This window comes from Clostridium sp. CTA-6 (assembly GCF_054768115.1).
Map to the genome: position 1 here is coordinate 117658 of NZ_BAAAAU010000002.1, position 14151 is coordinate 131808.

The 14151-nt window shown below is 28.8% G+C and carries 10 protein-coding genes, 5 tRNA genes and 1 riboswitch; of the genes, 12 read left to right on the top strand and 3 right to left on the bottom strand.

The genetic code is table 11. The features are described from left to right. Nucleotides 1-73: 73 nt before the first annotated feature. The gene (gene yyaC / locus ACYUDJ_RS03895; RefSeq protein ID WP_042385917.1) at nt 74-598 is read right to left on the bottom strand and encodes a spore protease YyaC; all 525 of its coding nucleotides are present in this window, start codon (nt 596-598) and stop codon (nt 74-76) included. 48 nt (nt 599-646) lie between these two features. After that, nucleotides 647-1369: a tRNA 2-thiocytidine(32) synthetase TtcA gene (locus ACYUDJ_RS03900; protein ID WP_003487842.1), complete on the bottom strand. Its 723-nt coding sequence runs from the start codon at nt 1367-1369 to the stop codon at nt 647-649. A 228-nt stretch (nt 1370-1597) separates the two neighbouring features. Here ACYUDJ_RS03900 and ACYUDJ_RS03905 point away from each other — a divergent pair. The 12 genes from ACYUDJ_RS03905 to prfB all read left to right on the top strand — a co-directional run bounded on the left by ACYUDJ_RS03905 (nt 1598) and on the right by prfB (nt 12660). Continuing rightward, nucleotides 1598-1673: transfer RNA gene (locus ACYUDJ_RS03905), tRNA-Thr, on the top strand. 5 nt (nt 1674-1678) lie between these two features. Further along, nucleotides 1679-1763 (top strand) — tRNA-Tyr (locus ACYUDJ_RS03910). A gap of 13 nt (nt 1764-1776) precedes the next feature. Continuing rightward, nucleotides 1777-1852 (top strand) — tRNA-Val (locus ACYUDJ_RS03915). A gap of 17 nt (nt 1853-1869) precedes the next feature. Then, nucleotides 1870-1945: transfer RNA gene (locus ACYUDJ_RS03920), tRNA-Thr, on the top strand. Nucleotides 1946-1950: 5 nt separating this feature from the next. Continuing rightward, nucleotides 1951-2035 (top strand) — tRNA-Tyr (locus ACYUDJ_RS03925). A 127-nt stretch (nt 2036-2162) separates the two neighbouring features. Further along, nucleotides 2163-2264, top strand: a riboswitch (SAM riboswitch). A 78-nt stretch (nt 2265-2342) separates the two neighbouring features. Further along, the gene (gene metK, locus ACYUDJ_RS03930) at nt 2343-3518 is read left to right on the top strand and encodes a methionine adenosyltransferase (protein WP_003487840.1); all 1176 of its coding nucleotides are present in this window, start codon (nt 2343-2345) and stop codon (nt 3516-3518) included. Between the two features lie 181 nt (nt 3519-3699). After that, complete coding sequence (recD2, locus tag ACYUDJ_RS03935; protein WP_043030927.1) at nt 3700-5934, top strand: SF1B family DNA helicase RecD2; 2235 nt, start codon at nt 3700-3702, stop codon at nt 5932-5934. A gap of 27 nt (nt 5935-5961) precedes the next feature. Further along, on the top strand, nt 5962-6975 hold the full coding sequence (locus tag ACYUDJ_RS03940) for a hypothetical protein (protein ID WP_003487837.1): 1014 nt from the start codon (nt 5962-5964) through the stop codon (nt 6973-6975). After that, nucleotides 6948-7625: a ComF family protein gene (locus ACYUDJ_RS03945; RefSeq protein WP_003487833.1), complete on the top strand. Its 678-nt coding sequence runs from the start codon at nt 6948-6950 to the stop codon at nt 7623-7625. Before ACYUDJ_RS03940 ends, ACYUDJ_RS03945 begins: the two co-directional genes overlap by 28 nt. A gap of 425 nt (nt 7626-8050) precedes the next feature. After that, nucleotides 8051-8578 carry a ribosome hibernation-promoting factor, HPF/YfiA family gene (gene hpf / locus ACYUDJ_RS03950; RefSeq protein ID WP_003487832.1) on the top strand — a complete coding sequence of 176 codons (528 nt, stop codon included), beginning with the start codon at nt 8051-8053 and terminating at the stop codon, nt 8576-8578. A 232-nt stretch (nt 8579-8810) separates the two neighbouring features. Further along, on the top strand, nt 8811-11318 hold the full coding sequence (gene secA, locus ACYUDJ_RS03955; protein ID WP_042385915.1) for a preprotein translocase subunit SecA: 2508 nt from the start codon (nt 8811-8813) through the stop codon (nt 11316-11318). Nucleotides 11319-11558: 240 nt separating this feature from the next. Beyond that, nucleotides 11559-12660, top strand: a protein-coding gene (prfB, locus tag ACYUDJ_RS03960; protein WP_141650338.1) for a peptide chain release factor 2 whose coding sequence is annotated in 2 segments (ribosomal slippage) — nt 11559-11636 and nt 11638-12660 — 1101 coding nt in all. Because the reading frame shifts where the segments join, the coding sequence is not laid out codon by codon here. 120 nt (nt 12661-12780) lie between these two features. Here the strand turns inward: prfB and ACYUDJ_RS03965 are convergent. Further along, complete coding sequence (locus ACYUDJ_RS03965) at nt 12781-14145, bottom strand: M28 family metallopeptidase (RefSeq protein ID WP_003487826.1); 1365 nt, start codon at nt 14143-14145, stop codon at nt 12781-12783. Nucleotides 14146-14151: the final 6 nt, after the last annotated feature.

Here is a 14151-nt window from a genome sequence, read left to right on the forward strand (position 1 = left end):
AGTAATCATGAGCTTTATTTTTTATATTAATGCAGAATAATTAATAAACTATACCTAATTACAATGATATTTTTTAAATATCTAATATATAACAACAGTGTAAAACTGAATGGGCAATAACTTTAGCTATATTTAATATTAAGCTTAATCTAGTGTTAGCAGAAGTAAATATATCACAGTTTTCATTTGAATCTACAATACCAACAATTGAACAATCTCCTACTTTAGGAAGTGTTTTCCCAACACCTTTTCCAGGTTGTATGGGAAAGTTTCTTACTTGGATTTGACCTATATTATTCTTGTCACCAAGGCAGGCATCTATACCTATTATAGAACTATTAGGGTAGGAGTTTTTAATATTTTTTATAGTTTCCTCTATATTTAAAGCGTGTATAGGTTCATCTAAAGTTCCATATAATTTTAAAGGTATATTTTTATATTTTAATATAGTTCCAACTAAAGGACCAAGGCAATCCCCTATACATCTATCTGTACCTATGCATATTATTATAGTATCTTTATTTAAATAATTTTTAAGAGAATTTGCTATTTTATAATAAGATAATGATTCCATATAATGAGTTTTTTCTATATTCAAAACACACCCCTCCTTATATTAATATATATGAATATAAGGAGCTAAATATTATTCGATTTTATCTTTGTCCCATAGGTTTATTTGATTGGTATTGTTTAAGCATCCAAGTAGTCTGTCTTTAACTTTAGGAATATCTTTTTCTAAAGTATAGGTAAGTTCTTTCATATATTGCCTTTTAGTATTACCATTAGCAGGACAAGGATTTTTAATTATAGGTAAATTATATCTTTTAACCATACTTTTAATTGCTAGTTCATCTATATATATCATAGGTCTAATTATTGTTATATCAGCTTTATTTAAATAGGTTCTAGGGGAAAAACAACTTACTCTTCCTTCGTATAGCATAGACATTAATAAAGTTTCTATAGCATCATTTTTATGATGACCCAAGGCTATTTTGTTACATCCTAGTTTTTTAGAATAATTGTTTAAAGCTCCTCTTCTTAAATTAGCACATAAAGAACAAGGATTTTTTTCTTTTCTTACATCAAAAACTATTTCTTTTATGGGAGTCTTATATATGTATAGTGGAACATTTATATTAGAGCATACACTTTCAAGAGGAGAAAAATCTGCTCCTGTCATCGTATCTAATGTTATAGCTATTAAATCAAATTTTTCAGGAGAAAAACTTTGATATTTTTTTAGTAGATGAAGTAAAGCTATACTATCTTTTCCCCCAGATAAACCAACAGCTATTTTATCTCCATTTTGTATTAGATTAAAATCTCCCATTGCTCTTCTAAGCTTTCCTAATAATTTTTGCATGATATTCCTCCCTAATATATGTATAAATTTTTATTATAAATATATTATAAATTAATAAATATATATTACAAATAAATTTATCAAAATAAAATAGTAAGAAAAACAAAGTATTCAAGAGTAAAAACTATGTATATAGGATTAGGATTAATATAAAGGCTATTAATTTTGCTTGAATTTATATTGATAAATAGATATACTATTTCTTGTCGATACGACACAAAAAAATATGCTGGCATGGCTCAATTGGCAGAGCAGCTGACTTGTAATCAGCAGGTTGTAGGTTCAAGTCCTATTGCCAGCTCCATATGTGGAGGAGTTCCCGAGTGGCCAAAGGGGGCAGACTGTAAATCTGTTGCGATTCGCTTCGATGGTTCGAATCCGTCCTCCTCCACCATATTTATTTTAATGGGCGCATAGCTCAGCTGGGAGAGCATCTGCCTTACAAGCAGGGGGTCACAGGTTCGAGCCCTGTTGTGCCCACCATTAAAATTTTATATTATGCTGGCATGGCTCAATTGGTAGAGCAGCTGACTTGTAATCAGCAGGTTGTAGGTTCAAGTCCTATTGCCAGCTCCATACATGGAGGAGTTCCCGAGTGGCCAAAGGGGGCAGACTGTAAATCTGTTGCGATTCGCTTCGATGGTTCGAATCCGTCCTCCTCCACCAAATATCCTTACTTATAGTAAGGATGTTTTTATTTGTATATAGATGATTTATAATGCATATATTATAAGTATAATATTGACATGTGTTTTTTAGTATGATATGATTTTAAATAAATAGTAATAAAGAACTCTTATCAAGAGAGGTGGAGGGAAAAGGGCCCTATGAAACCCGGCAACCAGTGATATTCACTAAGGTGCCAATTCCTGCAGTGCTATCTGCAAGATAAGAGAGAGTAGTTATATAATAACCTCTTCTTATTGAAGAGGTTTTATTTTTTAGGCAAAATTAGTAATTAGGAGGAGTTAACGTGAGAAAGTTATTTACATCTGAATCAGTAACAGAAGGACATCCAGATAAAATATGCGATCAAATTTCAGATGCAGTTTTAGATGCTATATTAGATAAAGATCCTAATGGAAGGGTTGCTTGTGAGACCGCAGTTACAACAGGAATGGTAATGGTAATGGGAGAGATATCAACAAAATGTTATGTTGATATACCAAAGTTAGTTAGAGAAACTATAAGGGGAATAGGATATGATAGAGCTAAATATGGATTTGATTGTGAGACTTGCTCTGTAATAACATCAATAGATGAACAATCAGTAGATATAGCCATGGGCGTTGATGAAGCTTTAGAATCTAAAAAAGGTGAAATGGATAAATTAGATGCTGTAGGCGCTGGAGATCAAGGTATGATGTTTGGTTTTGCTACAAATGAAACTAAGGAATATATGCCAATGCCTATAGAGATGGCCCACAAATTATCAAGAAGATTATCAGAAGTAAGAAAAAATGGTACATTACCATATTTGAGGCCAGATGGAAAAACTCAAGTGACTGTAGAGTATGAAGATGGTAAACCTGTAAGAATAGATGCTATAGTTATTTCAACTCAACATGGTCCAGAAGTTTCTTTAGAACAAATAGAAAAGGATATTAAAGAACATGTAATAAGAGTTATAGTACCGTCAGAATTATTAGATGAAAATACTAAATACTTTATAAACCCAACAGGAAGATTTGTAATTGGTGGGCCTCAAGGAGACTCAGGATTAACAGGAAGAAAAATAATAGTTGATACTTATGGTGGATATGGAAGACACGGTGGTGGAGCCTTTTCAGGTAAGGATCCAACAAAAGTCGATAGATCTGCTGCATATGCCGCAAGATGGGTAGCTAAAAATTTAGTTGCAGCAGGGGTTGCTGATAAGTTAGAAATTCAGTTAGCTTATGCTATAGGGGTAGCTAAACCAGTATCTATTTCAGTTGATACATTTGGAACAGGTAAAATGGCTGATGAAGAAATAGTTTCAATAGTAAATAAAGTATTTGATTTAAGACCTGGAGCTATAATAAGAGATTTAGACTTAAGAAGACCTATATATAAACAAGTCGCTGCTTATGGACATTTTGGAAGAACGGATATAGATGTACCATGGGAAAGATTAGATAAAGTAGAGGAAATAAAAAAACATATATAAGTTAAAATAGTGTAAAAAGGAATGGACATGATAACATGCCATTCCTTTATATTTTTCTATAATAATATGATATAATTAGTCTAAATGATTAGAGTTAAAAAACTATAGTATTTACCATACTTAGAAGTGGAAGTATTATGGGTAATGGTAGTGGAATGAAAAAGATTAGGAGAGATTTTTTATGCAGGAAATACAGGGATTTATAGAGGATATACTTTTTAAAAATGATGAGAATGGATATGTAGTGGCAAAAATAAGAGAGGAAAACGAGGTTACAACCATAGTAGGATGTATGCCCTATATAACAGAAGGACAAAATTTAAAATTAAAAGGTAAATGGGTTATCCATCCACAATTTGGGAACCAATTTAAGGTAGAAATATGTGAAGAGGTAGTGCCCAATACTATAGCTGGTATAGAAAGATATTTATCCTCAGGAATTATATCAGGTATAGGCCCAGTAACTGCAAAAAAAATTGTAAAAAAATTTGGAGAAGAAACATTAAATATATTAGACAATAATATAGAAAGATTGACAGAAATAGAGGGTATAGGAAAGAAAAAAATAGAAATAATATATGATTCCTATATAAAACAAAATGAAGTACGAAACATAATGATATTTTTTCAGAATTATGGAGTTACACCTAATCAATGTATGAAAGTTTATAAAAGATTTGGAGAAAATTCTATATCAATTGTTAAAGAAAATCCATATATACTTACAGAAGAAATAAGCGGGATAGGTTTTAAAACTGCAGATAAAATAGCTAGAAGCTTAGGAATAGCAGGCAATTCACCCTTCAGAATTCAAAGTGGAATAAACTATATAATAAATGGATTTTGTAGTCTAGGAAATACTTATATGCCTTTAGATAAGCTTATAAGTGAGTCTATGAACATATTAGGTGTAAAAGAAGAAGAAATACATGAAAGTATATATAATAGTATGGCAGAAAATAAATTAAAGATAGAAAAAGTAGAAGACCAAGGCTGCGTTTTTACTCTACCTTATTATTATTGCGAGTTAGGAGTTACAAAAAAAATACTTAGTTTATCTTTGTCACAATATGATAATTTAAACATAGATATAGAAGATGAAATATTAAATTTTGAAAAAAGTAATAATATAAAATTTCATGATTCTCAAAGGGAAGCCATAAAAGGAGCCTTAGAAAATGGGGTGGAAATAATAACAGGAGGCCCTGGCACAGGAAAAACAACTATTATTAATTGTATAACAGAGATGTTTGAAAAAGCTAACATGAGAGTTTTTATGGCAGCACCTACAGGAAGAGCAGCTAAGAGAATGTCTGAGACTACAGGCAGAGAAGCTAAAACAATACATAGACTATTAGAAATGGGTGTATCTCAGGATGACACAGAAGAAGTTTTTTCTAAAGGTGAAGAGACGCCTTTAGAATGTGATGTAGTGATAATAGATGAAGCTTCCATGATAGATATAATATTAATGAATACACTTTTAAAAGCTGTAGCATTAGGTACAAGAATAATAATAGTTGGAGATGTAGATCAACTTCCATCAGTAGGTCCTGGAAATGTATTAAGAGATTTAATAGAAAGTAAGTGCGTAAAGGTAGTAAGATTAAAAGAGATATTTAGACAATCTAAAGAGAGCATGATTATAGTAAATGCCCATAGAATAAATGATGGGGAAATGCCCCTTATAAATAAAAAGGATAAAGATTTTTATTTTATAGAATGTAGTGAACCTAAAAAAATAGTTAATACATTATTAGAACTTTCAAATAAAAGATTACCTAAATTTAATAAAAGTTGGCATAAAATTCATGATATACAAATACTATCTCCAATGAGAAAGGGAATTTTAGGTGTTTCTAATTTAAATAAGGAATTGCAATCTGTTTTAAACCCTAAAAATGATTTAAAAAAAGAAATGGAATTTAAGGATTATATATTTAGAGTAGGAGATAAAGTTATGCAAACAAAAAATAACTACTCTTTAAAGTGGACTAGAACAAGTGGTGAGGGGGAAGCAGAAGGGTTAGGAATATTTAATGGAGATGTAGGGTATATAGAAGACATAGATGAAGAAAAAGAAACGGTTCAAGTTTTGTTTGATAATGAAAGAAGAGTAATATATGAAAATTTATATTTAGATGAAATAGATTTAGCTTATGCTGCAACTATTCATAAAAGTCAAGGCAGTGAATTCCCAGTAGTAGTTATGCCAGCCTTTAAAGGACCACCGCTTTTAATGAATAGAAATTTATTGTATACAGGAATAACAAGAGCTAAAAAGCTTGTTGTTTTGGTAGGTTCTTTAAAAGCTATTAATTTTATGGTACAAAATGATAAAATTTTTGAAAGATATTCTCTTTTAAAGTGGCGTATAAGTAATGTTTTAGATACTGAAATTATAGATGGAGAATAATATATTATATATAGAAGGTGAACCTGTATGTCTTTACTTAAAAGATCCAAAAAAGAATATGAATTTAGTGAAGTTATATTAAATTGGTGTAAAGGTAGAGAAAAGTTCTTAAATGTTGTATCTATACCTTATAATACTACGAATTTTTTTGTGGATTCTATTTTATATCTAATAAAAAATAGGAATAATATTTTGTATATAACAAATGAAGAAGAAAAAAGCATAGATATAATACAAAATATAAAAAGAAAAAGTGATTTTAGACAATATTCTTATGTAAGAAAGAGTAAATTAGATATAGTTTCAAACTTAAAAGTTACTAATTTTAATGTGGCATTTAATATGGATGAAAAATTTGATTTTATAATATATGATGATTTAAGTAGTTATGCAAATCATAATAAGGATAGTATAAAAGATTTAATTTTGTCTAAACTTACCAATGAAGGGAAATGTATAATGTATTCTATAGAAAGCTTATTTATCAATAGTAGAAGTATTTATATACCCTTTAAAAAGGATAGAATGCCTATAATAGAACCAAGAACATTATTAACTAGAATAAATATAAGTAGAGAGATTCCTTTTATTATTTATGATTACATGAAGTGGTCATTTCAGTCTAAAAGGAAAGTTATTATATATACCCCTTCACATTTTATTAGTAAAAATTTATATAATTATTTTAAAAATTATATAAATAAAATTGATGTAAATGTAATACTAGATATGGAATTAGATTCTAATAAGAGTTTAGTTAACTTCGAAAAGATGAAGGAAGGTATATTTATAACTAATTTATTTTATGATGGATTTTCAAAATTAAAGGATACAGATTTGATAATTTATGGTTCAGATAAAAATAAATTTAATTATAAAGAATTAATATATTTATGTGGTACTGTAGGGAGAGGTGAATATGATTTTAAAGGTGAAATTATATTTCTAGCTAATACGGAAACTGTACATATGGAGAAAGCTAAAAATATAATAAGAGGCTTTAATAAAGAAGCATGGGAACTAGGATTTTTAACTATATAAAATATATTATAGAATGTATAGGAGAAGTAATATACCCCTATGAAAATAAATGTGTAATATGTGAAAAATATATAGAAGAAGATTTAATATGTAAAGAATGCCTTAACGCTATAAAGCATTGTAGTGACGTTAAAATTATTGAAAAAGGGAAAAACTGTTTTTCAGCATTCCCTACTTGCTATTATTCAGGTATAATGATGGAACTTATATTAAATTTAAAATATAAAGGCGATTTTAAAAGTGGAGAAGTAATAGCTAATTTAATGTGTAGAAAAGCAAAAGAAATTAATATAAGCACGGATATTATAACTTTTGTTCCATCCAGTAAAAAATCTTACAAAAAAAGAGGATATAATCAAAGTGAGTACTTAGCCAGGATTATAAGTAAAAGCATTAATATACCAATAGTCTATTGTTTAAAAAAGAATATAAATACAAAAGATCAAATAGGATTAAATGGAATTGAAAGATGGCTAAATGTTAAGGATAGTTTTAAAGTTTATAATGAAAGATATGTAGAAAATAAAAGAATACTTTTAATTGATGATGTTTTAACCACAGGAGCTACCTCCTTTTATTGTGCTAACGAGTTAAAAAAGAGTGGAGCAAAAGAAATTTTTATATTGACTGCAGCAAAAAGTGATGTATAATTTAAATATAGTAAAATTAGGTTTGTGGTTGAAAGTCGATGCCAGTCGCAGGCAAAACGATCCACGTAAGTTAAATAAAAATATTTGATGAGCATGGTGCGGCTTAGAAGTAAGTCCTGCCGTTATTAAAAACGAGAGGGTTAGTAGTGAGAAGACGAACTCTGGGTAGCGAAAATTCCAGCAGGCGAGTGTGGGGGCAAAAACCAGGTCAACTAATTTTAACTAATTGAGGCTTATAGTATAACTATAGGTCTTATTTTTATATTAATATGAAATAATTCATATTAGTAAAAAATTATTATAAATAACTTAATATTTTGTAAATTTAAAAAATTTCTATTGAGTTTTTTAAAAAATAGTATTAAAATATAAATAACATAACAAGATTAAAAAACATAATCAAGAACAGAAAGAGGGGCTGAAGAATGAAAATAACAGTAATAGGCAAAAATATTGAGATAACAAATGCTTTAAGGGAGACAGTTGAAAAGAAGCTGTCAAAGCTTGAAAGATTTTTCAACCCTGATGTAGTTGCAACAGCTACATTGAGTGTACACAAAAATAAGCAAACTATAGAAGTTACGATACCATTCCATGGAGTTATATTAAGAGGTGAAGAAACAACAGAGGATATGTATGCATCTATAGACATGGTAATAGATAAATTAGAAAGACAAATAAGAAAGCAAAAGACTAAACTTCAACGTAATATTCATGATGGCTCATTAAGATTTCAATATATACCAGATTATGAAAGTGGAGAAAATAAAGAGACTCAAATAGTAAAGACTAAAAAATTTGCCATGAAACCAATGTCTTCAGAAGAAGCAGTTTTACAAATGGAGCTTTTAGGACATAATTTCTTTGTATATCAAAATGCTGATACAGAGGAAGTAAATGTTATATATAGAAGAAAAGATGGTAATTATGGTTTAATAGAACCTGAATTTTAAAATAATATATTAACATATTAATATAAAGAACTAGTAAAAAGTGGACATATACAAGGGTATATGTCTACTTTTTTATATAGATAAGGTTTATAAACCTAGGGTTTACTATAATTAATTATTATTTACAAATTTACATAATTATTATTTTAAAAAGTTGAATGGAATATAGTTAAATGATATAATTTATAAAGTTAAGACCTATAAAATTTGATAAATAGTGAGGATGAATAATATGGGAATTTTAAATAAAATATTTGGTACATATAGTGAAAGAGAACTTAGAAGAGTTAATCCTATAGTAAACAAAATAGAATCTTTAGATGAAAAAATGCAATCCTTAAAAGATGAAGATTTTAAGCTAAAAACTGAAGAATTTAAAAGTAGACTAGAAAAAGGGGAAAAACTGGATGATATTTTACCAGAAGCTTTTGCCTTAGTTAGAGAAGCGGCACATAGAACCATAGGACTTAAACATTATAAAGAACAATTAATAGGTGGTGTAGTATTACACCAAGGAAGAATTGGAGAAATGAAAACCGGTGAAGGTAAAACTTTAGTTGCTACATTGCCAGCCTATATAAATGCATTAACAGGAAAAGGGGTACATATAGTTACAGTTAATGATTACTTAGCAAAAAGAGATAGAGATTTAATGGCTCCGGTATATGAATTTTTAGGGTTAAAAGTAGGAGTTATTTTGCATAATTTAAATAATGAAGAAAGACAAGAAGCTTATGGTTCAGATATAACTTATGGAACAAATAGTGAATTTGGCTTTGATTATTTAAGGGATAATATGGTAGTTTATAAAGAAGAAAGAGTTCAAAGAAAGTTAAACTTTGCAATTGTGGATGAAGTGGACTCTATATTAATAGATGAAGCTAGAACTCCATTAATAATATCAGGTCAAGGGGAGAAGTCTACAGAATTTTATAAAGTTGCAGATTATTTCACTAAATCTTTAATAGCTGAAAAAGATTTTACAATAGATGAAAAAGCTAATTCAGCTATGCTTACAGATGAAGGTGTTAATAAAGCAGAGAATTTCTTTAAGGTAGATAACTATGCTGATGCAGAAAACATGGAAATACAACACCATGTAGTTCAAGCTTTAAAAGCTAACTATGTAATGAAGAAAGATAAAGATTATATGATTAAAGATGGAGAAATTCTAATAGTTGATGAGTTTACAGGAAGAGCTATGGAAGGAAGAAGATATAGCGATGGATTGCACCAAGCTATAGAAGCTAAAGAAGGCGTTAGAGTAGAAAGAGAATCTAAAACTTTAGCTACAATAACTTATCAAAACTATTTTAGAATGTATAATAAATTATCTGGTATGACAGGAACTGCTCAAACAGAAGAAAATGAATTTAGAGAAATCTATGGATTAGATGTAATTGTAATACCTACACATGAACCTATAGCAAGAATAGATAATGCGGATGTAGTATATAAAACAGAAAAGGGTAAATTTAAAGCTATAGTTGATGAAATAGTAGAAAGATATAAAAAAGGTCAACCAATGCTAGTAGGTACAGTAAGCATAGAAAAATCAGAAATGTTATCCTCTATGCTAAAGAAAAAAGGAGTACCTCATCAAGTATTAAATGCTAAATATCATGAAAAAGAAGCGGAAATAATATCTCATGCAGGGGAATATGGGATGGTTACAATAGCCACTAATATGGCAGGTCGTGGTACAGATATAAAACTTACTAAAGAAGCTGAAGAAGCAGGCGGACTTATGATTATAGGTACAGAAAGACATGAGTCTAGAAGAATAGACAACCAATTAAGAGGACGTTCTGGTCGTCAAGGAGATCCTGGTGAATCAAGATTTTTTGTATCTTTAGAAGATGATTTAATGAGAATATTTGGTTCAGAAAGAATACAAGGAATAGTTGATAAATTAGGACTTGGTGAAGATGAAGCTATAGAAAGTAAGATGGTAAGTTCAGCTATAGAAAGTGCTCAAAAGAAGGTAGAAGGAAATAACTTTGATATAAGAAAAACTCTATTGCAATATGATGATGTAATAAATAAACAAAGAGAAATAATATACAAACAAAGAAGTGAGGTTCTAGAAGGGGAAGACTTAAAGGATCAAATAGGAGATATGATTAGAGATGTAGTTTATACTGCAGTAAATTCTCATATTTCAGGAGTAGAAGAAGAGTTTGAGACAGAACTTCAAAATCTTGTTAATTATTTAGAAGATATATGTTTACCAAAGGGTTTAGTAAATGTGAAAGATCTAAGTAATTTATCAGATGAAGAAATAAAAGAAAAATTATTAGAAGCAGTAGAAAATATATATAACCACAAAGAAAAAGAAATTGGAGAAGAACAAATAAGAGAAATAGAAAGGGTAATATTACTTAGAGTTGTAGATACTAAATGGATGGATCATATAGATGATATGGATCACTTAAAACAAGGTATAGGTCTAAGAGCATATAGACAACAAGATCCAGTTCAAGCATACCAATTTGAAGGTAGTGAAATGTTTGAGGAAATGATCTATAACATTAAAGTAGATACTGTAAGATATTTATTCCATGTGGAAGTAGAAAAAGCACCTGAAAGAGAGAAGGTAGCAAAAGAAACATCAACTAATTATGATGAGGACTCAGTAAAAAAACAACCTATAAAAAAGGAAAATAGAATTGGTAGAAATGATCTATGTCCTTGTGGAAGTGGAAAGAAATATAAAAATTGTTGTGGTAGAATGGCATAAAAATATATTATAATAAAACCGGAAACTTTTATTTGGTTTCTGGTTTTATAACCTTTAAGGCACATTCAAATAAATAACAAGTCAGTATGACAGTCTATTTTGCGTCATACTGCGTCAGCATAGCCCGCCGATAGCACTACTAGCGACGGAACCTGCTTCCTTGGCTGACACAAAATATACTGCCATCTTTGACTTGTTATTTATTTTCATGCGCCTAAAGTAAATAATAGAGGTGATGGCATGATATTAGAAATTCAAGAAATAATAAATAATTCCTATGAACTTAAAAATACAATAAAAGAAATCGGGGAGTCTCTTTGACATAGAAAAATTAAAAAATAGTATATCAGAACTACAAAATAAAATGCAAAATCCAAATTTTTGGAATGATATAAAAGAGGCACAAAAAATAACTTCTGAAGAAAAGTATTTAAAGGATAAACTAAGCAAGTATAATCATTTAAAAAATACTATAGAGGATATTATAGGATTGTCCCAAATGTTATCAGAAGAAGATGACGATATGGGAAAAGAAATATTATCAGAATATAAAAATATAAAAGAAGAAATAGATAGATTTAAGATAGAAACCCTATTATCTGGAGAGTATGATAGAAATAATGCAATAATGACCCTACATTCAGGAGTAGGAGGAACAGATGCACAGGATTGGACAGATATGCTATTTAGGATGTATACAAGGTGGGCTGAAAAAGAGGGATTTACTGTTAAGATTATGGATTTATTAGAGGCTGAAGATGCAGGGATAAAGAGTGTAACCCTAAAGATTACTGGAGAGTTTGTGTATGGATATCTTAAAGGTGAAAAGGGAATACACAGATTGGTTAGAATATCTCCTTTTAATGCAAATGGTAAAAGACAGACTTCCTTTGCATCTATAGAAGTATTACCAGAACTAACAGATGATCAAGAAATAGAAATAAAGAGTGAAGATTTAAAGATAGATACCTATAGGGCAGGTGGAGCTGGAGGACAGCATGTTAATAAAACTGAATCTGCAGTAAGAATAACTCATATACCAACAGGAATTATAGTACAATGTCAAAATGAAAGAAGTCAGCATACTAATAAAGAAACAGCTATGAAGGTTTTAAAATCAAGATTAGTAGAATTAAAGGAAAGATCTCATAAAGAAAAAATAGAAGATCTAACTGGAGAACTAAAGGATATGGGATGGGGGAGTCAAATAAGATCCTATGTATTTCATCCTTATAATTTAGTAAAAGACCATAGAACAGGAGCAGAAACTAGCAATGTAGATGCAGTAATGAATGGCGATATAAATATATTCATAATAGAGTATCTAAAAGGAAATTTTTAAAATCAGAAATTAAAAAATAAAGGGGATTCCTGAAAATAGATTTAATTTTAATATCACAATTATTGAAATTAAATTTATTTTATTTTGAGGCATCCCTTTTACTTTGTCGAATTATAGAATTCATAATAAATAATTATTTAGATTTATAATTTTTGTTTTATTTCTTTGCTGTTTTCTTATAAATATAAAAAGTAAAACAAAAGATATAATTAGAAATTCTTTATAGTGAACATAAAATAAATTTCCTCTAAAAGCGGAATTTATAATTTTTAATGAGGCTACATTGTAGCATCTTTTTATAGAATTTTTATTTATAAACTCTATTTTATCCTTAGGAGTATGAATTTTGGAAGTATCATTATCGCAAAATGTTATAGCATTTACACCCTTTTCTCTAAAAAAATAATGATCACTAGCATTTTCAAACATATAATTAAAATTAATATTTTTAGAAGAACATAAAGTGGATAATTCTTTTATAAGAGGAGTATCAGCTGTATCTTTATCAGATCCCATTATACAAAGGGGAACACTTTCACTACCTCCTATCATATCAAAATTTAATAATGTAGAATTTTTTACTTTGCTATAATATTTTTCTACAAAAGCCTTAGAGCCAAGACAACCAAATTCTTCAGCATTAAAAGAAACAAATATAATATCTCTATCCGGTGTACCTAAGGATTTAATATATTTAACTAATTCTAGCATAAAGCTAGTACCAGAAGCATTATCTAAAGCACCACTATATATAGTCCCATTTAAATCCTCACCTAAATGATCGAAGTGGGAAGAAATTATAATAGGAGCATTGTTAGGATTTGTTCCTTTTATATATCCCACCACGTTATTAAGTTCAGTTTCTTTTATGGAATAAGGAATAAAACAAATTATTTTATAGTCTGATTTTATAAAATCTTTTAGTTCAGAAAAAACTTTTTTATTTGTGACAACATACATATTATAGGGCGCTTCTTTTACAAAAGAGCTTCTAAAATTAGAATCGTAATCATCTGTAGCATATATAAGGAAATTACCATTATTATAATTTATATTCATAAAATCATTTTGGATAATTACATTTTTATTAGTAAAAGAAAAAGCATTTTCTCTAAAATTAAGCATATCTTCTTTGAAATCTTTACCATAAGAATAATTTTTAATTAAGTTACCTTGAGAATCTATTACTTTCAAGTAAGGATTACCTTCAATTTTGCTAGGATAAAAACATCCAAAACTATGGAAATAGTTTTCTTCATAGGGAAGTAGATTATTATTTCTAAAATTATTTCTTATATATTCTGAAACTTGCCTATTTTCCATAGAGCCAGGAAGTCTTCCCTTAAACTCATTAGAGGATATTAAATTAATATTATTTAGTACAGAGTTTATATTAAATGATTTTATAAATAAAGCGGTTTGTATACTAAAACATAAAAAGGTTAAAATAATAGTTATATAAAATAACTTGGAAAAATTTCTCATAATATC